Raw genomic sequence first — 24680 nt, forward strand, 5'->3', positions numbered from 1 at the left:
ACTTATTAGTGATACGTAGCTTCCTATAATATATATTATGACGGGGGCGTTAAAAGAAAGCAACTATTATTCAATCCGATATCTATGTTGCCCTGCTTTTGCCCGCTCCACATCTATAAACTGCACGCCATACTCAATCACGTCATTTATATACAACTGATGATCTTTGGCTAACGCTCGCACGCTTTCTAGTAGCTGCTTATCATACGTCGTTTTATACTGGATCCGGTCTTTAGGTCGCGTTTCTTTATTGAATGTTATTGAATCTTGCTGCAATACGACTTTCAAGCCATCTTCAAGTAAATAATTCACAAACGTTCCGTGCTGATCTGCTAGTTGTTTTAGTTGCTCCAAGATTTCTTGGCTAATCGATGTTCTGAATTTCACACGCGTCTCATCTGACGTTTGTCTCAGCATTCCATTTTCATTGACCCACATACGTACAACAACTCCTTAAACATTAGTAAAACCGGCAGATTGTTTGATATCCACCGGCTGTTCGCATCTTTGTTCGCATACCCGTAAAATCGGCACTTTTCGCATTAAAATTCTTTTTTGAACACAATGCTCACTTTGCTGTAGTCCATTTTTTCTTCATAAAAATGATGAGCACTAGTGCGTTGTAACCCTGAGGATAATGCAATTGATTCGTAATTGTGTTTTTTACCCCATTGCTCTACGTGTGTAAGCAACTTATCACCATAGCCCTTAGATCGAGCTGATTTGTCCGTCACTAAGTCACAGACCCATAGCGAGCGCCCGTAATAGAGTGTAATCATCGGTTTAAAGCCAATAACTGCTTTTAACTCGCCATTATCCCGTAATCCGATCATCTGATAACGTTCTTTTGCTTCAGACTCATATACGAGTTCCAGGTACTCTTCCAGATCTAAATGGGTACGGAGCTGATTCATAATCGGAAAAGCTTCAATCAGTTCTTCTTCACTTGTCAATGAAACAATTGCAATTTCATCCATAGGAATCGCCTCCGGAACCCCGTCACTTAGTGCGCTGGGGTTTCTTTCATTGTTCCACGACTCTCATTGACAAGCAAGCCCTTTTTCAAATGGAGCACCCGATCTCCTAATTTTTCAGCCTCTGATCGGCTATGAGTCACTATAAGAAATGGAATTTTCCATAATTCATGTAACCGGAGTAACTCATCTTGACACTCTTCACGCGTTTCTTCATCCAAAGCGGATAATGGTTCATCCAATAGAAGCAAATCCGGCTCTGTAGCAAGCGCACGAGCAAGAGCAACCCGCTGTTTCTCCCCGCCAGAAATCTGATGAGGATACTTGTCCAACAAATGGCTGATGCCAAGTACCGTCAGTAATTGTTCGACGATAAAACCAGTCGTCGCAGTTGTCTGCTTGTGCAGACCGTAGTGAATATTGCGCTCGACTGTCATATGCGGAAACAGCGCATAATCCTGAAATAAGTACCCAATATTACGGGATCGCGCGGGTAACGAATTCTTCTTCCCATTAAAAAAACTCTTTCCATTGAGCGTGATTATTCCGCTGTCGGGTTCAGTCAACCCAGCAATCGCCTGTAAAATAGACGTCTTCCCCGCTCCTGAAGACCCCGCCAAAACAATAATTTCGTTTTGCGCTTGAAAACTGATATCCAGCTCAAAATGATCTAATCGTTTCCTGATTGATACTTCTAACATTGAATCACCTGCCTACCGTTTTTCAGAAGCAAATCGTCTCAAGTTGCGTTTGCTCCACCAGTTTAACCATAGAATTGTACTGAATCCGAGCGCTGTAATAATGACAACCCAAAACGTCGCTTTCTCCATCTTTCCCGCTTCCACTGCAAAATAGATCGCCATAGGAATCGTATCCGTCTTACCAGGTATGTATCCAGCAAGCATCAGAGTCGCACCGAATTCTCCAAGTCCTCTTGCGAAAGAAAGAACGAGTCCCGCCAACAATCCCGGCCACGCAAGCGGAAACGTGATTGTTCTAAAAACCCGCCACTCAGAAGCGCCCATCGTCCTCGCCGCATCCCCTAACTTATTGTCTAAACTATCAAAAGCTGCTACTGCACTTTGGTACATGAGAGGAAAACTGACGACGACAGAAGCAATGACTGCAGCCGTCCAAGTGAATACGATTTGGATATCGAACGCCTCGAGTAACCAGCTACCTATCCACCCTTTTTTTCCAAATAATATTAGCAGACCGAAACCTACAACAGTCGGTGGTAAGACGAGCGGTAAAAGAAATAGTGATTCAAATATCGATTTCCCGAAAAATTGCCGTTTCGCGAATAGGTGTGCAAGAAACACGCCGAGCACGAACACGATAGCCGTGGAAATGACCGCCACCTTTACAGAAAGTAATAAAGGACTTAAATCCACATTGTCTACCTCCTTTTCTTACTTAAATCCGTACTTAGCTAGTGTTTCTTGACCTTGATCCCCTAGTAATGCATCGAAAAACTGTTGGGCTTCGTCTGCGTGCTTAGAATCTTTCAAAACAGCACCAGGATAGACAATCGGCTCATGCCAGCTAGGGTCTGATTCAGCAATCACTTTCACTTTATCAGAAATAAACGCATCACTCGAATAGACCACACCGTAATCCGCATTCCCGAGTTCAACTTGCGTGAGCACTTGTCGCACGTCTGACGCAAGCACAAGCTTGTCCTGCATCGGCTCCCAAAGCTTCAAATGTTCAAATACTTCTTTGGTATAACGGCCAACTGGAACGCTTTCTGGTTCACCAATGACGAAATGATCGATGGTTGCAGGGTCAATCTCTTCAAAACTTGTAAGAGCTGAATCTGTATCTTCATTTGCTATCAAAACTAACACATTTTTCGTGAAATCTGTCCGTGTTGATGCATCTAGTAACCCTTCATCCTCAAGAGTATCCATATCTTTTTTACTTGCAGATAAAAACACATCTGCTGGAGCTCCATTTTCAATCGAGGTGGCAAGCTTTCCAGATCCGCCATACATGAACGTCAACTCTACATTTTCATGCTCTTTTTCATAGGTTTTCTTAAAGTCATCCAATGCGTCCGTTAAACTGGCTGCTGCAGAAATATGTAGTTCCACTTTATCCGTTTTACTAGTTCCATTACCTTCAGACGCTGGTTTGCCATTTGAACAACCTACCAGTAATAGTAGCAAAGTTGCCATAATGATCCCAATACGTATTTTATTCAAACCAATCTCCCCTTCCTTATTTATCATCAATTATAACTACATATAACTAGTTATAACATAAGGAAACTCTCTTTATCTATTTATAATTAAATAATTCTAACTATTATCCGTTATATCTTATTATATCTATTGCAATAATTCTAAAAATAAGAGAAGATAGAAGATAGAAATGGGGGTATGTAGGTTGAATTCACACGATAAAGTTTCGTATACGACCGAAGATCTCGCTGACTTGCTTCAAGTCTCGAAGTTAACCGTGTATGACCTCATTAAAAAAGGGGAAATCGTTGCCTACCGAGTTGGTAGACAAATGCGGATTGACGCTTCTGACTTTGAAGCTTATAAAGACCGTATGAAAGGTGGAACCGATCGCCCTGTTGTGCAATCAGCTCCACCACAAGTATCTGAATCAGAATCTGTTGTACCAACGATCTTAAGGAATCAGTCTATCCCCCATCTCCCACAACCACGTACTTTGCAACACGTAATCATCAGCGGACAGGATGTAACACTGGACCTTTTGGCAAACGCAATCACCGCTACATCTAGTAACTATCGAACTCTTCGTTCCCACACTGGCAGTTTGAACAGTTTGCTCGCACTCGTTCAGGGAGAAGCAGATCTCGTCAGTACCCATCTTTTTGATGGGGATACAGGTTCCTATAACATACCGTACATTCGAAGGATATTAATTGGGCGTGAATATACTGTTGTTAACTTGCTCTCCCGTTCGGCAGGTTTTTACGTACAGCCAGGAAACCCGAAGAATATTAGGAGTTGGCGTGATTTAAACCGTAACGATATTCAAATCGTCAATCGTGAACTAGGATCTGGAATTCGAGTATTAACGGATGAACGACTACGACTGGAGGGCATTTTACCAAAGACGATATCAGGTTATGAGAATATCGAAATGAACCACTTAGCGGTAGCTAGTAAAGTTGCAGCAGGAGAAGCGGATATTGGTGTTGGGATTGAAAAGAATGCACATTTAGTGAATGTCGATTATATCCCCATGACAGAAGAACAATATGACCTAGTCATGATCAAGCGTGAAGACAACAAAGCATTGCGCGAAACAGTTTTGAACATCTTGCAGTCCGAGTCTTTCAAGAAAGAACTCTCTACTATTCACGGATATGAATTTTCTCAAATGGGACGAATTTTATACGACACCCCCTAACACTCTTTTCTAATTAGAAAGAGTGTTTTTTTCTCAACTTTACATAATATAATTATAGTTAAGTTAAACCTAAAAAAAACAGCCTTGCAGTTAAGCACGACTGTTCTAACAGTTAATCTTTTTTATCATAATTTGGGCGTTCATAATGCATACGGACATCGACCTCATATTTGTTATAACGAACTTTCAATAGTTGGAACAAATGTGTTACAAAGACTTTGAGTAGCGCATAACCAGGTATCCCTAATATGACACCCGCCACACCAAATAACGAACCTCCCGTCAACAAGACGAAAATGATGGTAATTGGATGGATGTGAAGGGTTTTACCCATGATTTGTGGTGAAATGAACTTCCCTTCAACCAACTGAACGACAGTCCAAACAATCGCAAGTTTCACGAGCATGAATGGTGAAGTAACAATCGCAATGATGATTGCCGGTGTAATGGCAATAACGGGACCAAGATACGGTACCACACTCGTGAACATAGCAAGGACACCGAGCAATAGAGCATATTTCATATCGATGATTAAGAAACCGATAGTCACCATTGTACCGATACACATCGCAACTAGAATTTGTCCTTGGATATACGCGCTAATCTGATGGTCTGCATCACTTAAAATCGACTGGGCATCATCACGCATTCTTGGTGGTAACAACTTCATTACGTATTTCGGTAGATTATCCCCATCCTTCAAGAGATAAAACAAGATGAATGGAACAGTAACGATGGAAAGAACGATTCCAGTCAACGTAGAGATAAATGTTGTCAAACCGGATGCAATTCCACCAAGAGCATCAGCAACCATCTGACCGATATTTTCAAGACCCGAATCCAGCAACTCTTTCGCATTAATGTCTAACTGGTTGTAATATGGCGCAAATAAGGAATTACTGAAAAAGGAATCGAGTGTGAGAATGAGTTGATTGAAATAAGTCGGAAACTCATCGACCAATTTCCAAAATTGTAATTTCAAAAAAGGAAAAACAAGAAATACGAGCAATGTAATGAGTCCAACAGCTGTCAGGAAAATAATGAGGATGCCCCAAACTTTAGGGATTTTTATATTTTCTAACCATTTTAAAAGAGGACGCAGCAAATAATATAAAATCATCGCTAAAATGATTGGTAATACTACTGTTGAAAACAGTACCTGTATCGGATAAAAAATAAATGACACTTTATCGAATATCATTACGTTCAATCCGACAAGCAATAGTACAATTAATATGAAGAGTGTGGTCTTCCCCCCCAAGAACCGAATTATTCGGTTTTTAGGAGGAATTCCATATTCATCATCCTGCTCATGATCCTCACGTACTTCCCTCTTACCAGCCAAATCCCCCACTCCTTCAAAAGATGGTTTTCTATCAATTTGCGATGAATGAACGAATCGCCTCTCGGTTTTGCTCCAAATTCACTTCAATGACCGATCCTGCATGTGAGTAATCAGCAAAGGAATAGGAGCCTTTTACTGGAACAGTAAGAGTTTCGATATCAGCTCCGCCCTTTACTAACAAGGTTGTTAGGCGGGAAAGTTCTTCTTTAGACGTCAAATCCGTTTCAACAGTTTGAGAAATCACACCTGCAATTTTCGGTGCGCGGACTAGCATTCCTGGTGTCATTGCCTGCTTTTTAACAGCCGACAAAACTTCTTGTTGGCGGTGAACCCGTCCAAAGTCGCCTTCAGCATCTGCACGGAATCGTGCATACCCCAACAACTCTTTTCCATTTAACTGTTGGACGCCAGGCATCAGTGTGACACCGATCTTCTCAGACATTTCTTTCTTTACATCCATTTCTACTCCATTTGGAAATGCAGTATCTGCGATGGTTTCGAAGTTATCAAAGTCAACAATGGCATAATGGTGTATAGGAATGTTGAACATACCCGTAATTGTATCCTTTGCACTTTGCACACCACCTAAATAATATGCTGTGTTAAGCTTGTACGATTTGTATCCAGGAATATCCGCATAAATATCACGCATAAACGACACAAGTTTCATTGTTTTTTCTTGCTTGTCCCAAGAAAGGACCATCATGGTATCTGTACGGGATCTTCCGCTACCGTCATCATCGACGCCGAGTAGCAAATAGTTTTCTATAGATGACGTTGAAGGATCGAGCAAATCACCTTCAAAACTTCCAGGCTCTATAGCGTTTTTAGAAGCAATCCTTTTGCCCGCGATATATTGATATGATGAAAAAAGTCCTATTACGACAAACCCGACTAAAAATAGAGTGACGAGTACTCTGCCTTTTCGCAATCTCCGTCGTCTCCGTCTTTTTGGGACTGGACCTTCATAGTGTTCTGACATTATTGTATTCCCCCAATAGTGAAGTCACAAAACAGGACGTTCTCTTGAATCGTTGGTTGCATAGTGTAACTCTATTATATCACGCGTGAACACTGGACACTAAAAGAGTGAACGACTAAGATGTAAGAATGGACTCAATTGAAAGAAGGTAGACAAGATGGAACAACTTGAAAAAGCAATTTTTGCTGGCGGCTGTTTTTGGTGTATGGTCAAGCCATTTACTGAATGGGACGGAATTCATAGGGTCGTCTCCGGTTATATGGGCGGATCAGTCGAAAATCCGACATACGAGCAAGTGAAAGAAGGCAATACAGGACATTTGGAAGTAGTTGAGATCACTTTCGATCCTGCCGTTTATCCATTTGAGGACTTATTGGAACTGTATTGGCCACAAATCGACCCCACAGATGCGGAAGGTCAATTCCAAGATCGAGGTCACTCGTATACTACTGCAATTTTTTATACGTCTGAACAGCAACGTCTAGCTGCAGAGCACTCTAAAAACGAACTGGCGGCAAGCGGCCGATTCACAAAACCGATCGTAACGGTTATCCGTCCCGCCGAAACGTTTTATGTGGCTGAAGACTACCACCAAGACTTTTATAAAAAAGAAAAAGAAGCATACGAAGCGGACCGTGCTCAATCAGGTCGTGACGAATTCATTCAAGCTAACTGGGAAGACCGCAAGTAATGTGGTCTTCTTTTTTTATCCCCCAAAATCCATTTCAGTAGGTCTCCTTTTCACTCTTCCTAAAACCAAACACAAACACCAAGACATCTTACAGTCTATCAATAGATGTCGAAGACCGATGTCACTTCCTTGAAAACGCTTGTCACACTATGTATAATTATAAGTTATTATTCAAGTGCGATAATAAAAACTATTAAAAAAGGACGTGCCTTGATGAGTAAGATGACAAAAGATGACATTCGAAAATACGCCAAAGACGAGAATGTGAATTTCATCCGACTCCAAATTACTGACATTCTCGGAATGATCAAGAGCGTAGAAATACCTGTAACACAGCTAGAGAAAGCCTTAGATAACAAGATGATGTTTGATGGCTCTTCAATTGAAGGATTCACAAGAGTTGAAGAATCAGATATGTATTTGATACCTGATTTAGATACATGGATGGTATTTCCTTGGCCATCTGGTACCGGTAAAGTGGCCCGCCTTGTTTGTGATGTAGCACAAGCTGACGGAACTCCATTCCCTGGTGATCCACGTGGGAATTTAAAACGCATTCTTAAAGAGATGGAAGACATGGGATTCACCGACTTCAACTTAGGACCGGAACCTGAATTTTTCTTATTTAAGCTGGATCGTCATGGCGATCCGACGATGCACTTGAATGACCAAGGTGACTATTTTGACTTCGCTCCTCTCGATCTCGGTGAAAATTGCAGGCGGGATATCGTCTTGCAACTGGAAGAGCTTGGTTTCGAAGTGGAGGCTTCTCACCACGAGTCAGCCCCTGGTCAACACGAAATCGATTTCAAATATGCCGATGCCTTAAAAGCTTGTGATAATATCCAGACGTTTAAACTCGTAGTAAAAACAATTGCACGGGAACACGGTTTCCACGCAACCTTCATGCCAAAGCCTATTTTTGGAGTCAATGGTTCTGGTATGCATTGCAATATTTCTCTATTCAAAGACGGTGAGAATGCATTTTACGACGAGCAAGGAGACCTGAAACTAAGCGAAACTGCATATCAGTTCATGGCGGGAGTTCTTAAACACATCAAAGGCTTTACATCGATTACCAATCCGACCGTCAATTCATACAAAAGACTAGTTCCCGGTTTCGAAGCTCCATGCTACGTTGCATGGTCCGCACAAAACAGGAGTCCTGCAATCCGGATTCCGGCTTCCCGAGGATTAAGTACACGAATCGAAGTGCGATCAGTCGATTCAGTTGCGAATCCCTACTTGGCATTAGCCGCAATTTTAAAAGCCGGCTTAAGCGGTATTGAACAGAGTCTCACTCCAGCTGATCCATGTGACTATAACATTTATGATATGAGTGCACGTGAACTCGGCGAGTTAGGGATCGAAACCTTGCCTACAGATCTGGATCATGCACTGATTGCTCTAGACAAAGACCCTGTGATTCAAGAAGCGCTGGGCAATCATATCTATACGAACTTCAGAGAAGTGAAGCAGAAAGAATGGGATAGCTATCGGATCACTGTCCATCCATGGGAAATTGAACAGTACCGAAGAATGTATTGATGATAGATTGTATCCAATGATATATAGAAACCCGCACACTCTAACGCAATCGAGTGTGCGGGTTTCTATTTCTGAAAAGATTACAATTACAATAAAAAGAAGCCAATTCCCATAATGATATAGGCTGCGAATAGAATGAGTCCTTCAAACCAATTCGATTCACCATCATTGGATAAACTAATGACAAGAAGCGCAGCGGTCACCATCGAAACCAATTCTGGAATCGTAAAGACTAGCGGCATTTGTTCAGGCATCAAAATGGAAATGAGGACAAGTGCTGGTGCGACAAACATTGCCACTTGTAATGTTGAACCAACTGCGATTTCTACAGACACATTCATACGATTTTTCATCGCCATTGTAATCGCAGACACGTGTTCAGCTGCATTTCCGACAATCGCTACGATAATGACCCCGATAAATAATTCCGTCCATCCAAACTGATTGCCAAGAGTTTCAAACGTATGAACAAGTTGCTCTGAAACGAATGCAACAGCGATTGTACTTAAAAGCAATACCAACATGGACTTACCTTTACTCCACTCCGGTATTTCTTCCTCTTCACCTTCCTCATCCCCTGAAGCAAATACACCTCGATGAGTAACCAATTTGAAAAACAGGCCGGACAAATAGATGGCTATTAAGATTACAGAGACTCCGATACTTAGTTGAAACGTCGTTGTGGGATTCATGGTCATCGAGAAGACTTCTGGAATGACGAACGCAACAATGACTGCAAAAATCAGTAAACCGGAGTTATAACGGGAATCATGAAGACTGAAATTCTGCTTTTTGTACTTCAGACCTCCTGCAAAAAAGGATAGACCAAGTACGAGAAGTAAGTTCCCGAGAACAGACCCCGTCAGTGAAGCTAAAACAATTCCGATCATACCGGCTTTCAACGTGAAAATGGAAATAATCAATTCTACCGCATTACCGAATGTCGCATTCAATAACCCTCCAATTCGAGGTCCACTTACTATCGCAAGACTTTCTGTAGCACGGCCAATGAAACCGGATAGTCCGATGATCGTAATACAGCTCAACGCAAACATTATGAGGTCAGACCAATTTAAAAACGCCCCTAGTGCGACAACGGGAACCCCAACAAAAACTACGATTGAAAAAATACGATTCATGACATTCCCTCCTTCAAATTCAACATTCAATATTCAACCTATCATTTAATTCCCTTCTGATTCATACAACAAACACATCTGTTTTCGACTTCAAACGAAAAATTTCAATTTACTTGAAAAAAATTCTTGTAAATGGATGCAATGTTGCGTATTATAAAAAATTATTATGAACCTATGATAATGAAAAACTTTAAAAAAGGAAGTGGCCTGATGAAGAATACAACAAAAGACGACATTCGAAAATATGTGGTAGAAGATAATGTGAATTTTGTTCGTCTACAATTCACAGATATTCTCGGAATGATTAAGAACGTTGAAATTCCCATCAGCCAGCTTGAAAAAGCGCTCGATAATAAAATGATGTTTGACGGTTCATCAATCGAAGGTTTTGTGAGAATTGAAGAATCCGATATGTACTTAATTCCAGATTTAAATACGTGGATGGTATTCCCTTGGCCATCTGGAACTGGAAAAGTAGCCCGTCTCATTTGTGATGTCTCTCTTGCAAACGGCGAACCGTTCCCTGGTGACCCTAGAGGAAACTTAAAACGAATTCTGGCTGAAATGGAAGAGATGGGGTTCTCTGACTTCAACTTAGGGCCTGAACCTGAATTCTTCCTATTTAAATTAGACAGTAACGGTGAACCAACTATGGAATTGAATGACCATGGAGATTATTTCGACTTTGCTCCCCTAGATCTCGGTGAAAATTGCAGACGCGATATTGTACTTGAGTTGGAAGCACTCGGATTTGAAGTGGAAGCGTCTCATCACGAAGCAGCTCCTGGTCAGCACGAAATCGATTTTAAGTATGCAGATGCATTAACAGCTTGTGACAATATCCAGACATTCAAACTTGTTGTGAAAACAATCGCTCGTAAACACGGGCTACACGCAACGTTCATGCCAAAACCAATCTTTGGTGTCAATGGTTCAGGCATGCACTGCAACATTTCTCTATTTAATAATGGGGCAAACGCATTTTTCGATGAAAGCGGCGAAAGAAAGTTGAGTAAAACAGCGTATCAGTTCATGGCGGGTGTACTTGACCATGTTGAAGGATTTACAGCAATTACAAATCCAACAGTCAACTCCTACAAACGACTTGTTCCTGGTTATGAAGCACCTTGCTACATCGCATGGTCTGCTCAAAACAGGAGCCCACTTATTCGAATTCCAGCGTCAAGGGGCTTAAGTACTCGAATCGAAGTACGTTCCGTCGATTCCGTTGCAAATCCTTATTTAGCTTTGGCAGCGATTCTTAAATCAGGACTGGATGGGATTAGACGTGAACTCGATCCTGGTAAACCATGTGATCGTAATATTTATGAGATGAATGCTTCAGAACGACAAAAAGAAGGGATCGCAACCCTTCCTACCGACCTAGATCATGCACTTTTAGCGCTTGGTGAGGATACTGTTATTCAAGAAGCGCTAGGTAGTCACATTTATGCGAATTTCAAGGAAGCTAAACAGCGTGAATGGGATAGCTACCGTATCACCGTTCATCCATGGGAACTCGAGCGTTATATGAAGATTTATTAATCCTTTCTAACCTAAAAAAAGCCGGACACTCTAATTTTCTAGAGTGTCCGGCTTTTAATATTATGATTCTTTTGGAACGTAATTCTTTTTCATTTCTTCGAATTCCTTGTCGGAACAAAGGACGAAGTGTTCAGGTGCGATTTCCCGGAACTCTACATGCTCATCAGAACCATAGTTATGATCTTTCGGATTATATGGAGTTCGTACACGTGAACGCTCGTAGATTGGATCTGGAAGAGGGATTGCTGAAAGTAATGACTTCGTATATGCGTGCATCGGGTTACGATACAATTCATCCGCAGATGCCATCTCAACAAGTTTTCCGAAGTACATGACACCAATACGGTCAGAAATGTACTTTACCATAGACAAATCGTGTGCAATGAACAAATACGTCAGTCCGCGTTCTTCTTGTAACTCTTTAAGTAGATTGACGACCTGTGCTTGGATAGATACGTCCAAAGCGGAAATCGGCTCATCGGCGATGATGAATTCAGGATCCACTGCAAGTGCTCGTGCAATCCCAATACGCTGACGTTGTCCACCTGAGAACTCGTGAGGATAACGCTCTGCGTGTTCTCGGTTCAGCCCAACAGTTTCGAGCAAAGAAATTACTTTTTCTCTTCGCTCTTTTTTAGATTTAGCAAGACCATGAACATCGATACCTTCAGCGATAATGTCCATTACCTTCATACGTGGATTCAGTGAAGCATATGGGTCTTGGAAGATCATCTGCATCTTACGGTTAAAATCCTTATTTGCAGCTTTTGTTTTCTTATCTTGAACGTTCACTCCGTTAAAGAGTACTTCACCATCAGTTGCATCGTAAAGTCGGATAATCGTGCGCCCAGTCGTAGACTTACCACAACCAGATTCTCCAACCAATCCAAACGTTTCACCACGGTTGATAGCAAAGCTGATATCGTCAATTGCACGGACTTCGGACGGCTTACCTTCATTGAAATATTGTTTTAAATTCTTGACTTCGAGTAATACATCAGACATTACGCACGCCCTCCTGTTGCTTCATAGTATCTGCTACCTGGAAAAGTACGCATACGCTCAATGATTCCAGCAGGTGGCTCTACTTGCGGAGCTTGTGGATGCAACAACCAAGTTGCAGCATAATGCGTATCGCTCACTTGGAAAAATGGAGGTGGCTGTTCCATATCAATCTTCAGTGCATATTCACTACGAAGAGCAAATGCATCCCCTTTAGGAGGATTCAGCAAATCAGGTGGTGTCCCTGGAATTGCATATAGCTTTTCTTCATTGAGATCCATAGAAGGCATTGAACTTAATAGCCCCCATGTATATGGATGTTGTGGATTATAGAAAATTTCATCGACCGTACCGATTTCAACAATTTTTCCACCGTACATAACAGCCACACGGTCTGCTACGTTTGCAACTACACCCAAATCGTGTGTTATGAAAATGATGGATGTATCAATTTTCTTTTGGATATCTTTCATTAGTTCCAAGATTTGAGCTTGAATCGTTACGTCCAATGCAGTTGTTGGCTCATCAGCAATCAATATTTGTGGATTACACGCAAGCGCAATTGCAATTACGATACGCTGACGTTGGCCGCCTGAAAACTGGTGAGGATACATTTTGTATCGGTTTTCTGCATTTGGAATGCCAACCATATTCAGCAATTCAATCGCAACTTTACGCGCTTTGTCTTTGCTAACTTTTTGGTGCTTCAAAATCGGTTCCATTATTTGTTTACCAATAGTCATCGTTGGATTCAAAGATGTCATCGGATCCTGGAAGATCATCGAGATATCTTTACCGCGGATTTTTTGCATTTCCCGCTCAGATAACTTTGTTAAATCTTTTCCATCAAATAGGATTTCACCATTTTTGAATTCCGAGCTTGACTCAGGCAACAACCGCATGATGGATTTCGTAGTTACGGATTTACCTGACCCTGATTCCCCTACAATCGCAAGCGTCTCTCCTTTGTTCAAGTCGAAATTCACTCCGCGAATCGCTTTCACTTCACCAGCAAACGTATGGAAGGAAAGCTCTAAATCTTTAACTTGTAATATTTTACTCATTTCGCTTTCCTCCTATCAGTCTTTCATTTTCGGATCGAGTGCATCACGTAAGCCATCGCCGATTAAGTTAAATGCGATCATCAGGATACTAATTACAATTGAAGGGAATAACAATACATAAGGTTGGAATTCCATTACTTTATATCCATCATTGATAAGCGTACCAAGTGAAGCAGCTGGCGGTTGCAAACCAAGTCCGATAAAGCTTAGAAACGCTTCGAAGAAAATGGCATTTGGAATCGTAAACATCGTATTGATCACGATGATGCCCAAGACGTTTGGCATTAAGTGTTTCCCAATAATTTTCGAGTCATTCGTTCCAAGTGTGCGCGCTGCTAAAACGAATTCTTGGTTTTTATATTTTAAAATTTGTGCGCGTACGATACGGGACATCCCAATCCACCCTGTAATTGAGATGGCGATAATGATTGCCCCTATACCAGGGTCCATGATCATAATCATGAGGATAACAACAACAAGGGTAGGTATTCCAATCAGAATCTCTACGACACGCTGCATGATATCATCTGTTCGTCCACCGAAATAACCAGAAATACCGCCATATATAACACCGATAACTAAGTCAATCATAGCTGCAATGAATGCAATTAGTAGTGAGATTTGAGTCCCTTCCCAGAGGCGTGTAAATAAGTCACGACCTAAACCGTCTGTTCCGAACCAATAGTACTCATCAACTTTTTTCATAGCATACAAATCTACTTTTTCACCGCTTAAGTTCCCAACCCCATCCATAATTCCAAGTTTTTCAATACCCGGCATTTTAGGAGGCAGGTTGGCGTGTCTTAAGTTTTGAGTAGCTCCGTCATGACCGTTCAAATGAGGTCCAATTAGTGCCATGATAACCACCAAAACAAGTACAACCATACTAATGATAGCTGCTTTGTTTTTACGAAGACGTAACCAAGCATCTTGCCAGAAACTTAAGCTTGGTTTCTCTATACGTTCAGCTTTCGTGCTATCGATTTCGATCCGTTCGAATTTGTCTTGAGGCAGCTGTTCGATATCTTTTTTCATTATGCTTTCCCTCCAGCCACGCGGATACGAGGGTCAATGACACCATATAAAATATCCACAATAAAGATGACAACAATTAGGAATGCTGAGAAGAATAATGTCGTACCCATAATTGTTGCAAAGTCATTCACCATAATAGAAGAAACAAACTGCTCACCGATTCCAGGGATTGCAAATATTTGCTCTACTACAAGTGAACCTGTTACTAGACCAGCTGCTACCGGACCTAAAACAGTAATCAAAGGAATCAATGCATTTCGGAATGCATGCTTAAATGCAATTTCAAAACCATTTGCCCCTTTGGCTTTTGCAAGTGTAATGTAGTCTGATCCCATAACTTCAATCATTTCTGTTCGGATGAAACGTGCAGATAATGCCAAAGGTCCCATCGCCAATGCGAGAGATGGAAGGATACTAGATTTCCAACCGTCATTCCACAGTCCGACCGGTAGAAGGTGCCATTGTGACGCAATGTAATACTGAAGAAGTGTTGCAAATACGAATGAAGGAATCGAAATTCCTAATATGGCAAAAAAGGTACTTCCATAATCCCAGAAAGTATTTTGTTTCAGTGCTGCAATCATACCGAGCAATATCCCAACTATCGTTCCGAAGACCATTGCTTGGATTCCCAGTATAAAGGATGGTTTCATACGTGAAGCAAGTAGATCATTTACGCTTTTTCCTTTGAACGCAAATGATGTTCCTAAGTCACCTTTTGCCAAGTTCTTCATATAGATTGCATACTGAACAGGTTTCGGTTTATCAATTCCATATTTCTTTTCAACAATTGCTTTTTGCGTATCATTCAATTTGCTGTATGACTGAATGGGTGAACCCGGTAACGTTTGCATTAAGAAAAATGTAGCAGTCGCAATGAGAAACATTGTGATGAACATATAAATTATTCGTTTTCCAATATATTTAACCATAGTGCACCTCCAGATCTATGTACCACTACTCTATGTGAAACCAATTGACGGTTTGTTTTCAAAATGAAAGCACTTACAAAACATTCGCAATACTCGATATTATTAAAAAGAGAGCATATGGTGAATACTCACCATATACTCCCGTTATTCAGCTATCTAACGTTTACTCTTTACCTGAAATATAAGCCCACTTGTAGCTGTAGTCAGCACCGAATGGGTGACTTACTAAACCTTTGAAGTGTGGTTTTTCAAGGAAAATCAATCCACGTTGATAAATCGGAGCAATTGCTGCATCATCTTCTAAAAGAATTTTCTCAGCTTTTGCAAATGCTTCATAACGTTCTTGTGGCTTCAATGCAAGTTCTGCTTTAGAATCAGCAATCAACTTGTCATACTCAGGGTTAGAGTAAGACATTAAGTTGTTTGTACCATCTGTAACGAACAAGTCAAGGAATGAGATAGGGTCTTGGAAGTCTGGTCCCCAACCAGAAATTTGAATATCATAATCTTGCGAATCGTCCAACTCAAGACGAACTGCAAATGGAACTTCTTTAAGTTTGATAGTCAAACCTTCTAGATTTGTTTCGAGCTGAGACTTGAAGTACTCGTCCATTTTCTTAGAAAGATCAGTATCTCCACCTAGGATTTCAAGTTCAAGTGAATCTACTCCAAGCTCTTTCAATCCTTTTTCCCAGAATTCCTTAGCTTCTTCTACGTTGTAAGTCAAGTGATCGCCACTGAGATCGCGGAAATCTTTTTGATTTTCGTCAAAAGCAAAGTCTTTTGGTACTAGGAAGTTTGCAGGGAGTGAACCGTTAGCTAAAACGACATCTGCAAGGTCATCTTTTTGGAATGATTTTGCGATTGCTTTACGGATATTAACGTTAGCAAGTGGTGTTTCTTCTTTTTTAAGTTTCTTCTGGTTGAACTTCATATAGAATACAGAAGTTTCCGGTTGAAGGACAGCTTCTGGATCTGTTGAATATTGCATTGCCAAGTCGCCAGATACTCCAGCACGGTCAAGCTTTCCATCTTTGTAAAGTTTAACAGCAGTTGCTGAGTCTTGAACAACGTTTACATTGATTTGTGTAAGTTTTACGTTTTCAGCATCCCAATACTCATCGTTCTTTTTATAAGACCAGCTACCGCCAGTACCGTCCCAATCAGTTAGTGTGAATGGTCCGTTATAAAGAAGGTTATCAGAGTTTGTTGCGTATGCATCGCCTTTAGATGTAACAAATTCTTCTTTTTGTGGGTAGAAAGTTCCGAAAGACATCAATGAAAGGAAATATGGAACTGGACGCTCAAGCGTTACTTCCAAAGTCTTTTCATCTTTCGCTACGATTCCAAGTTCTTTCTTATCCATTTTACCTTCACTGATTGCTGTAGCGTTCTTAACAGTACCAGACATCATGAATGGTCCGTAAGGTGATCCAGTTGCTGGATCGATTGCACGCTGCCAAGCAAATACGAAATCGTCAGCAGTTACTGGTGTTCCATCTGACCATTTTGCATCGCGAAGTTTGAACGTATAAGTAAGTCCATCTTCACTTTCAGTTGCTTCTTCAGAAGCCATTGCTGGAATAGCCTTGTTCTCCTGGTCTAAACGGTAAAGACCTTCGTTTACGTTATTCAATACGTTGAATCCTACTGCATCTTCAACGATTGCAGAGTCAACAGAAGGGATTGCAGCAGATTCAGCTAAGTTCAAAATCTGCTCAGCGTCTGGCTCACCGTCTTCTTTTTTAGGTGTTTCAGTTGCACTTTCATCTTTACCACCATCTTTTGAAGCGTCTTCTTCTTTTTCTTCCGCACCGCCACAAGCAGCAAGGAAGATACTTAGTACTAATGTCATTGCCATTAGTAACAACCATTTTGTGTTCTTCAAGGTATAGCCCCCCTTTTTTATAATTGTCTGAAGAATTAACACTATTTCATTATACAATTAAATTCTCTGAAGTCAAAGTGTTTTTGAAAGAAATTTTACTAGACACAACCAATCGATGAATGTGAATTGCCTATAAATTGTGCCGGTAAGCGGTTTCTCCTATGTTTTCTCTTTGTAAAAGTTGTAATAGTATTGTATTATACATAGTGATTACGTACAAGATTCAGAAAAAGAGGTTAGAAATTTGAAAAAAATCACGCTGTTGTTTTTATTCGGTCAATTTGTTATTTTCATTCTATCTTTTCTTTCAAAAGAAGGGATGTCGTTGTTGGCATACATCAATTCCTCATTCTATGTTGGGGGGCTATTGCTGTTTGTAGGAGGAATTATCTACATCTTCCGAACAGGATCATTTGATTTTTTTAATAGTAGTATGAGGAAAGTATTTTCTTTCAAGCAAAGAAATGAAGACTTGGAGTCCTTGCGCTCTCCTTCAGAAGTGTTTTCCAAGAGCCCAAGAGTCCTTTTCCTAACTGGAATCCCGATTTTTATTATGATGTTGATCGCAATGGCTTTCTACTATAGTTGAACTTGCATGTCCTGGAGTGTTTATGCACAATGGAATAGTGGTACAACTAGGTATGTGGGTTAAGTAGCAGACGACAGTCAGAATGGAGTGGGTTGTGGAATGGAAATTCTTTTGTATGTAAGTGCAGCGATTGCCGCACTATCACTTCTTCTCATCGCAATATTCGTTATCATTACATTAAAAAGCGCTAAAGCGACGATGAATGAAGTATCAGAAACACTAACAACAATGCAAGGCAAGTTAAACGGGATTACCAATCAAGCAAACGAACTACTTGCGAATACGAACCGCATAACAGAAGATGTAGAACGTAAACTGCAATCATTGAACAGCGTTTCAAAGACAGCTGAAAAATTGGACGATTCAACGGTACATATGAATAAGTCATTTCAATCACTGTCTGAACAGATCAGTAATCCTGATCCAAAGTACAAAGATCTGATGCAGAAAGCGAATACCATTACAGGAATCGCTGCCAGTATCTATTTCCGAGCTAAGCGAGAAAAAGCAAAACAAACAAACGCTTCTGATTTCCCAAAACAGAACAAACGTAAAAAAGAGAGACTGGACTTACTCCCCTCTCCCCAAAAGAGATTGCCTGAACCGAAACAGAAAAACTAACTTAGAGGTGATGTAGATGGATTGGATGGGTATCGGTGTATTGGTCATCGGAATCGCCTTTGCAGTTTTAGTCGTGATTCTGATCAAGCCTCTCAAGAACCTTGGAGACGTTATGGAGAACTTGAAACAGACAACTGAAAAGTTGCCCAATGTAATGGATGATGTGACGGGACAAGCTCAGATCGTATTGAATACGAGTAACGAAACAATTGGTAACGTGAACCAGCAAGTAAATGAAATTACTCCTCTTTTCAAGATTGTTGGAGATACTGGAGAGGCTGCTCGTTCTCTTACACAAAGTGCGTTAAGTAAATCGAAAACGTTGAAAGAGAATACCGGAGATGCAGCAAACTTAACTCGACGTAAAAGGTATCAAGGGTTGTATGGTTTCCTATCATTTCTGTTCTATCTTCAACAAAACAAAAAAGAGATGAAGACAGAAGTGGAACTTCTTAAAAAATAAGTTGAAGCCGGTGCAGAGATGCACCGGCTTTTTATTTCTGCTTTGATATGAGTTTGGGATGCTCGCCTTTATCAAATTTCTCCAAACAAAAACGCCGGCAACTGCCAGCGTTTCCCCAAACTCTTATAAATCCTCTTTCACATACTTACCAGATTTTGCAGCAGCTGCTGCTTCTGCTTTCATCCGATGTATGTCATTTGCACGTTGCTCCCCATCACCGAGTAAAGTTCCTGGTCGTGGATAGCTTGACGATTTTTTAATCGCTACGCTCTTACGTACTGCAAAATAACCTAGAGCTACTGTTCCATAAAGGCCACCAATCGATTTGTTACGAGTGCTCTCGTCCAAACCGTCCACTTTACGCTTACCAGCATCTGTCACGTTATGAAGTGAAGCAGTTAAATTGCGAGTCGTATTTCCAACATCACCAACTACTTCAAACATCGGAGTCAAGTTGCCCAATTTCTCATTCACATCAGACAAAGTATCATTTGAATGACGTATCAGCTGTCCTGTTTCACCCAATATTCCTTCCAGTTGGTCTGGCACTTGTTCGAGCGTTTTGTTCACTCCCCCGAGTGTGCCTGCAACACCATTCAACACTCGCGCTATGTAAATCGCAAGAATGAGAAAGGCGACTCCTATTAGAAGTACTCCAATTCCGGTTAAACTCATCTTCATCCCTCCATCATTTCGTTACATTTTCAGCTTTCTTCCATGTAGAGAAAAGGCTTGAACCAAACTCTGCTAACTGAATAAGCCCAACAAAAGGCTTAGTACCCGGTAAATCCGGTTGCTTAGCATAGGTCTTAACCATCCCATGTACACTTTGTGAAGCTGTGTACGCAGTATCTCCAAGGTTTTTCGCAGTTTCTGCAACGCTGTTTAAAGCATCTAATTTCATTTGTACATCAGTTGCCGAAGTTCTCGCCTCGACAATTGTCAGCTCTAATTCTTTAATGGAGACCTCGGCTTGGTCTGCCATTCGGTTCGCAGTACTCCCGACAGTCGTCAGCAGTCCGGAAATTCGTGATAGTACAATACATAAATAAATTGCGAAGATCGCGAACGATACGGCGAGTAAAAACACGCCAATATGGACAAATGTCATTCAGCAATCCCTCCTTCCTACTTGTGTATACCACAAAATGTGTTGTAGTATGCATCATAATGTCTTGAATCCACTTAAATTCGCGCTTTTTGTTCACATTCATATTTTAGCTTACAATAAAGAGAAAGGAGTTGAAAGTTTAGTGTATATTCATGGACAAAATGTTCTTGGAATCCAAGTCGATTCTGAAACGAGATGTGCGCATTATCATAAAGAAATCGATCGTATCGCCATTAAATTTTATTGCTGCAATCAGTATTTCCCCTGTTATGAATGTCATGCACAATGTGGATGTGGTCAACCAAAGCCGTGGCCCAAAAATACTTTTTACGAAATAGCCGTTTTGTGTGGCGGCTGCGGACATGAACTAACCATCGAACAGTATTTACACTGCCAATCCAACTGTCCTAACTGTCATCTCAACTTCAATCCAGGGTGCAATCTACATGCGCATTTGTACTTTGAAACAGAAAAAGACTCCTAACAACGGACAGATTTATTTACCCTTTTTTTTCGTATAGTCTGTTCGTAACGTGCGTTTCAAAACTTTTCCACTTGGATTCTTTGGTAGCTCATTTACGAATTCTACATACTTCGGTATTTTAAATGATGACAATCGTTTTTTGCAGAACTCAATGACGTCGTCTTCCTGAATTTTTGTACCTGCTTTTGGAACGATTATTGCAGTAACTGCTTCAATCCAATAAGAATCTGGAATACTAATGACCGCCACTTCAGACACGCCTTCCATTTCATAAATGACTTCCTCGACTTCCCTACTGGAAACGTTGACTCCACCCGTATTGATCATATCTTTTTTCCGGTCCACGATAGTTAAATAGCCTTCTTCATCCATGATTCCCAAATCACCAGTATGAAACCAACCTCCACGAAAAGCTTCAGCTGTTTTTTCTGCATCATGCAAATAACCTTTCATCGCATGAGGGGATCTGTGGACGATTTCACCAAGTTGTCCCCGTGGAACTTCCTCATCCTGATCATTTACAATCCTTGTTTGCACATTCAAACTCGGCAATCCTGCTGATCCGAGTTTTCTTAGTTGGTCTTCAGGCTGCAGTGCAGTCGCGAGAGGCGCGACTTCCGTTTGACCATAAAAATTCCAAAGTGATGCACCTGGTAAACGTTCTTTTAATTCTTTTAGGATTTCCATCGGCATAATGGCAGCGCCATAGTAACACTTCTTCAGAGAAGACAAATCCCTTCTATCGAAATCCGCATGACGAAGAAGAGCAATCCACACAGTAGGAGGACAGAACAACAACGAAGCGCGTTCCTCTTCGATTGTTTGTAAGATTGTCTCGGGTGATGGAAATTCCAAAATAACTCCAGTTGAACCCAAGTAAACACTCGGTCCAAGGAAGACGTGCAATTGCGCACTGTGGTACAGGGGTAGCGCATGTATGACGATATCTTCTGCGCTCATTTTTCCGTCGATAATGCTACTAACATATTCACTAATTAAACTTTTATGGCTGAGCATCACACCTTTAGGACGCGACTCAGTACCACTTGTATACAACACTTGTGCAACATCATCATCTTCGATTTGAATCTCCGGGAGAGCGGAGGATTGTTCCTTGCGAATGCTGTTGATAGAAACCCATTCGTCAGGTGCGTATTCATCTGACTGTCCAATGATTACTTTTTTCTCAACTTCGTGACGTACCAATGATTGGTCCATAATTGCTGTGAATTCATTTGAAGCAAACACTGCATGAATTCGGGCATGTTCAACAATGTAACTAATCTCGTCTTTGGTTAGCATATAATTGATGGGTACCATTATCGATCCGATGCGAGCCAAAGCAAAGTTTAGGACTACAAAATCTAAACTGTTTCTAGACATAACAGTGACAAAGTCACCTTTCTTTATGCCATTCGACAATAGTCCATGTGCTGTTCGATTCACTAATGAATCCAACTCTTTATAAGTGAGGCGTTGGCTTTTAAAAGCAAGTGCAAGCTTTGTAGGAAATCGTTCACTCGTTCGAAGTAGTAAATCACCTAATGTATTTCTTCGCACTGACTGCACATGATCGATAAGACTTTCAACATTGAATTGACTAGTCATCAACATCCTCCTCAATTTGAGATTCAATTTTAATAATAATTCAGATAACTAACTAAAACAAGAGGAGCAGATGCTTTTAATAGCAATCTGCTCCTCTTTAAACAATTTGGATTCCCTCTGCTTCCAGCAAAGTTTGAAGTTCACTATATTTGTTTCGACTCAATGGAATTTGCTGTCCATTCGTAAGCTCAATTGTATAAGAACGAGCTGTGGAATCCGACTGAACCGAAATAATATGATGTAACGGTACTATGAAAGACTGGTGTGCTCGATAAAAACCATATTGCTCGAACATCGTTTCGATTTCTTTCATGGAATCTCCAGATATAAACGAATCATGCGAAGTGACAATTGATATCTTTCGTCCACCTTTTTCGATATATAAAATATCCCCTACATTTACAATACGAATTCCACCTGAAACTTTCATACCGATCTTATGATTCGGGATACCGAATTTCTGTGGTTCTTGAAAAGACTTTTGAACAGCAGCCATTGTTTTCTCTAACCTAAAAAAGTTGATGGGTTTGATAAGAAAATCGAGGGGTCGGTAGTCATAGCCATCGAGCGCAAATCCCGCATGACCCGTGACAAAAATAATTTCAATGTGAGGATATACCGACTGAATATGTCCAGCTAATTCCAAACCAGTTATATCCCCAATTTCAATGTCTAAAAATAATAAGTCCACTTTCTCGGATCGTAAAAATTCCAATGCTGATTTCCCGCTATTTACAGTATTAATCAGTGAAATGAAAGGAAAAGATTTGAGATCAGCAGTTAGTAAATCAATCGCTTGCTGGTCATCATCCACAATCACTGTTCGGATTTGCATACTATCCCCCCTGAATCGCTTTAATAATTTTCTGTGTCTTCGGGTATTCTTACGTGAATGGTCAACCATTCTTCATTCAATTCAGGGTAAATCACCCCAAAGTTCGCAGTCACGATTTTTTCAACGCTTGCAAGTCCAATTCCTTCGTGTGAACTTTTTGTTGAAAATCCGGATTGGAACATGTTCATGATACGTTGGTTGTCAGCTGTTGTTCGATTACTAATACGAATCACGTAATGCCTTTTTTCTTTTGTGATTTCAACATGTAGTTTACGCTCTATAACTGGTAGTAATTCAAGTTCTTCCATTGCATTTTGAATGAGATTCCCAAGAATTTTATTGACATCATACACTGAAACCGGAATTCCACGTAAATCATCAAATATCGAATAGTGGATTTTTATTCCTTTTTGCTTAGCCAGTTCACCTTGCGTGTTTAGCAGTGCGCTCATTGCAGGGTGTTCTAGAGGAAGCAATTCATTGACATCCTGAACTTGCTGAACGACTTGACCAATATACGTGGTCGCTTCATCATACTCTCTCTTTTTTAATAGCCCGTATATCGACGTTAAGTGAAAGTTAAAATCATGGCGTTGAGAGCGAATTACCGTAAAGAATGAAAGCATATCTTGCTGGTATTGTTGGTCTAGGTAGAATTTTTCTTGTGCCAGCTTTTGCCGAAGTGAAGTTTTTAAATAAACCAATATAATTGCTAGAAGTAACAGCGACCAGCTTGTGATGAAAAGTCGGTAAGCCGGAGTGAAAAATTGACGGTCATTATACGTATATTGGAAAAAGATCCCCAATACAATAAGCAAAATTGCACTAATTAATAAAGTGGTCCGATGCATATATTTGGGTTTATCATTTGATTCAGTTTTTCTAAACACCTCAGTTGGAAGCAAAATCGGCTTCAAACGCACAACCCATAAAATAATTAGTAAATTATTCATGAATATAAACAGTTCTATCATGAACAGGATGAAGGAATCCGATTCTAATTTAGCCTGTGTAATTGCTAGTTCAAAAAGATTTCGTTGAATCACACAGACAACTGCTATCTGATAAGTCCATCCAAGTAGAATCGTAAAACACGCTTGGAGGATCGGCATGCGCACGAACCATACGAAAGAAGGTAGTAAAAGGATCGAGACGATGCCCGGGTCAAGGTCCGACCCTGTAAAAAATTGAAGCGCTTCGAAAACAATAACTACGGCGATTACAGAGAGGATTACTTTCACTATCGATTTGAACGGGTGAATGCCTACTGCTGATTGCGCTAGAAAGAGCCCTGTAAAAATTGTAATGGTTAAAAAAATTCCCGAAAGAATACCCATGTATTCATCACCTTGTCAACTAATGTTGTTCGAATTATACCATAATTCAAGGAATCGGCGAAATCATGCAAGTAAAAAAACTCTTCTCCCTTTACGG

General features: G+C 40.7%; 26 protein-coding genes. 8 read left to right on the forward strand and 18 right to left on the reverse strand.

Annotated elements, in window-relative coordinates:
- Positions 1-66 precede the first annotated feature (66 nt).
- The 5 genes from N693_RS0109290 to modA all read right to left on the reverse strand — a co-directional run bounded on the left by N693_RS0109290 (position 67) and on the right by modA (position 3181).
- Positions 67-438 (reverse strand): hypothetical protein, encoded by a 372-nt coding sequence (locus N693_RS0109290; RefSeq protein WP_025784514.1) that lies wholly within the window; start codon positions 436-438, stop codon positions 67-69.
- A gap of 104 nt (positions 439-542) precedes the next feature.
- Complete coding sequence (locus tag N693_RS0109295) at positions 543-977, reverse strand: GNAT family N-acetyltransferase (RefSeq protein ID WP_025784515.1); 435 nt, start codon at positions 975-977, stop codon at positions 543-545.
- Positions 978-1003: 26 nt separating this feature from the next.
- Positions 1004-1675, reverse strand: coding sequence for an ATP-binding cassette domain-containing protein (locus N693_RS0109300; protein WP_025784516.1), 672 nt, complete (start codon positions 1673-1675; stop codon positions 1004-1006).
- 12 nt (positions 1676-1687) lie between these two features.
- Positions 1688-2368 carry a molybdate ABC transporter permease subunit gene (modB, locus tag N693_RS0109305; RefSeq protein ID WP_025784517.1) on the reverse strand — a complete coding sequence of 227 codons (681 nt, stop codon included), beginning with the start codon at positions 2366-2368 and terminating at the stop codon, positions 1688-1690.
- A gap of 18 nt (positions 2369-2386) precedes the next feature.
- Positions 2387-3181, reverse strand: coding sequence for a molybdate ABC transporter substrate-binding protein (gene modA / locus N693_RS0109310; RefSeq protein ID WP_025784518.1), 795 nt, complete (start codon positions 3179-3181; stop codon positions 2387-2389).
- Positions 3182-3365: 184 nt separating this feature from the next.
- Between modA and N693_RS0109315 the strand changes: the two genes are divergently transcribed.
- Positions 3366-4364, forward strand: a complete 999-nt coding sequence (locus tag N693_RS0109315; protein WP_025784519.1) for a substrate-binding domain-containing protein — start codon at positions 3366-3368, stop codon at positions 4362-4364.
- Between the two features lie 112 nt (positions 4365-4476).
- On the opposite strand, the gene N693_RS0109320 is transcribed toward N693_RS0109315, so the two are convergent.
- Both N693_RS0109320 and N693_RS0109325 read right to left on the reverse strand, forming a co-directional pair.
- On the reverse strand, positions 4477-5655 hold the full coding sequence (locus N693_RS0109320; protein ID WP_037593070.1) for an AI-2E family transporter: 1179 nt from the start codon (positions 5653-5655) through the stop codon (positions 4477-4479).
- 85 nt (positions 5656-5740) lie between these two features.
- Positions 5741-6691, reverse strand: a complete 951-nt coding sequence (locus N693_RS0109325; RefSeq protein ID WP_025784521.1) for an LCP family protein — start codon at positions 6689-6691, stop codon at positions 5741-5743.
- A gap of 157 nt (positions 6692-6848) precedes the next feature.
- Here N693_RS0109325 and msrA point away from each other — a divergent pair, with 157 nt between their 5' ends.
- A complete protein-coding gene (msrA, locus tag N693_RS0109330) occupies positions 6849-7382 on the forward strand; it encodes a peptide-methionine (S)-S-oxide reductase MsrA (protein ID WP_025784522.1) in 534 nt (177 codons plus the stop codon).
- 213 nt (positions 7383-7595) lie between these two features.
- Positions 7596-8930 (forward strand): type I glutamate--ammonia ligase, encoded by a 1335-nt coding sequence (glnA, locus tag N693_RS0109335; RefSeq protein ID WP_025784523.1) that lies wholly within the window; start codon positions 7596-7598, stop codon positions 8928-8930.
- Positions 8931-9016: 86 nt separating this feature from the next.
- Here glnA (N693_RS0109335) and cax read toward each other — a convergent pair whose 3' ends face one another.
- The gene (cax, locus tag N693_RS0109340; RefSeq protein WP_025784524.1) at positions 9017-10069 is read right to left on the reverse strand and encodes a calcium/proton exchanger; all 1053 of its coding nucleotides are present in this window, start codon (positions 10067-10069) and stop codon (positions 9017-9019) included.
- A 210-nt stretch (positions 10070-10279) separates the two neighbouring features.
- Between cax and glnA (N693_RS0109345) the strand changes: the two genes are divergently transcribed.
- A complete protein-coding gene (glnA, locus tag N693_RS0109345; RefSeq protein ID WP_025784525.1) occupies positions 10280-11614 on the forward strand; it encodes a type I glutamate--ammonia ligase in 1335 nt (444 codons plus the stop codon).
- 60 nt (positions 11615-11674) lie between these two features.
- Here the strand turns inward: glnA (N693_RS0109345) and N693_RS0109350 are convergent, their stop codons facing one another.
- The 5 genes from N693_RS0109350 to N693_RS0109370 form a co-directional block, all read right to left on the reverse strand.
- On the reverse strand, positions 11675-12619 hold the full coding sequence (locus N693_RS0109350; RefSeq protein ID WP_025784526.1) for an ABC transporter ATP-binding protein: 945 nt from the start codon (positions 12617-12619) through the stop codon (positions 11675-11677).
- A complete protein-coding gene (locus tag N693_RS0109355) occupies positions 12619-13680 on the reverse strand; it encodes an ABC transporter ATP-binding protein (RefSeq protein ID WP_025784527.1) in 1062 nt (353 codons plus the stop codon). The genes N693_RS0109350 and N693_RS0109355 overlap by 1 nt, the downstream gene beginning before the upstream one ends.
- A gap of 15 nt (positions 13681-13695) precedes the next feature.
- Positions 13696-14715, reverse strand: a complete 1020-nt coding sequence (gene opp3C / locus N693_RS0109360; RefSeq protein ID WP_025784528.1) for an oligopeptide ABC transporter permease — start codon at positions 14713-14715, stop codon at positions 13696-13698.
- Positions 14715-15647, reverse strand: coding sequence for an oligopeptide ABC transporter permease (gene opp3b / locus N693_RS0109365; RefSeq protein WP_025784529.1), 933 nt, complete (start codon positions 15645-15647; stop codon positions 14715-14717). Before opp3b ends, opp3C begins: the two co-directional genes overlap by 1 nt.
- 163 nt (positions 15648-15810) lie before the next feature.
- Positions 15811-17535 carry a peptide ABC transporter substrate-binding protein gene (locus N693_RS0109370; protein ID WP_025784530.1) on the reverse strand — a complete coding sequence of 575 codons (1725 nt, stop codon included), beginning with the start codon at positions 17533-17535 and terminating at the stop codon, positions 15811-15813.
- Positions 17536-17779: 244 nt separating this feature from the next.
- Here N693_RS0109370 and N693_RS0109375 point away from each other — a divergent pair, with 244 nt between their 5' ends.
- From N693_RS0109375 to N693_RS0109385, 3 genes are all read left to right on the forward strand, one after another.
- Complete coding sequence (locus tag N693_RS0109375; protein WP_025784531.1) at positions 17780-18124, forward strand: DUF3899 domain-containing protein; 345 nt, start codon at positions 17780-17782, stop codon at positions 18122-18124.
- A 99-nt stretch (positions 18125-18223) separates the two neighbouring features.
- Entirely contained in the window at positions 18224-18745 is a 522-nt protein-coding gene (locus N693_RS19660) for a DUF948 domain-containing protein (protein WP_025784532.1), read from the forward strand.
- Positions 18746-18761: 16 nt separating this feature from the next.
- On the forward strand, positions 18762-19208 hold the full coding sequence (locus N693_RS0109385; RefSeq protein ID WP_025784533.1) for a DUF948 domain-containing protein: 447 nt from the start codon (positions 18762-18764) through the stop codon (positions 19206-19208).
- 123 nt (positions 19209-19331) lie between these two features.
- Here N693_RS0109385 and N693_RS19100 read toward each other — a convergent pair whose 3' ends face one another.
- Together N693_RS19100 and N693_RS0109395 are read right to left on the reverse strand one after the other, a co-directional pair.
- Positions 19332-19883, reverse strand: coding sequence for a DUF948 domain-containing protein (locus tag N693_RS19100; RefSeq protein WP_025784534.1), 552 nt, complete (start codon positions 19881-19883; stop codon positions 19332-19334).
- A 13-nt stretch (positions 19884-19896) separates the two neighbouring features.
- Positions 19897-20319 carry a DUF948 domain-containing protein gene (locus N693_RS0109395; protein WP_025784535.1) on the reverse strand — a complete coding sequence of 141 codons (423 nt, stop codon included), beginning with the start codon at positions 20317-20319 and terminating at the stop codon, positions 19897-19899.
- A 142-nt stretch (positions 20320-20461) separates the two neighbouring features.
- On the opposite strand from N693_RS0109395, the gene N693_RS20590 reads away from it, so the two are divergent.
- A complete protein-coding gene (locus N693_RS20590; protein ID WP_081760194.1) occupies positions 20462-20803 on the forward strand; it encodes a CHY zinc finger protein in 342 nt (113 codons plus the stop codon).
- A 12-nt stretch (positions 20804-20815) separates the two neighbouring features.
- Here the strand turns inward: N693_RS20590 and N693_RS0109405 are convergent, their stop codons facing one another.
- The 3 genes from N693_RS0109405 to N693_RS0109415 all read right to left on the reverse strand — a co-directional run bounded on the left by N693_RS0109405 (position 20816) and on the right by N693_RS0109415 (position 24583).
- Positions 20816-22411: an acyl-CoA synthetase gene (locus N693_RS0109405; RefSeq protein WP_025784537.1), complete on the reverse strand. Its 1596-nt coding sequence runs from the start codon at positions 22409-22411 to the stop codon at positions 20816-20818.
- 97 nt (positions 22412-22508) lie between these two features.
- A complete protein-coding gene (locus N693_RS0109410; protein ID WP_025784538.1) occupies positions 22509-23246 on the reverse strand; it encodes a LytTR family DNA-binding domain-containing protein in 738 nt (245 codons plus the stop codon).
- 20 nt (positions 23247-23266) lie between these two features.
- Entirely contained in the window at positions 23267-24583 is a 1317-nt protein-coding gene (locus N693_RS0109415) for a sensor histidine kinase (RefSeq protein WP_025784539.1), read from the reverse strand.
- Positions 24584-24680 lie beyond the last annotated feature (97 nt).

It is taken from the genome of Sporosarcina sp. D27 (genome assembly GCF_000586555.1).
GTDB lineage: Bacteria > Bacillota > Bacilli > Bacillales_A > Planococcaceae > Sporosarcina.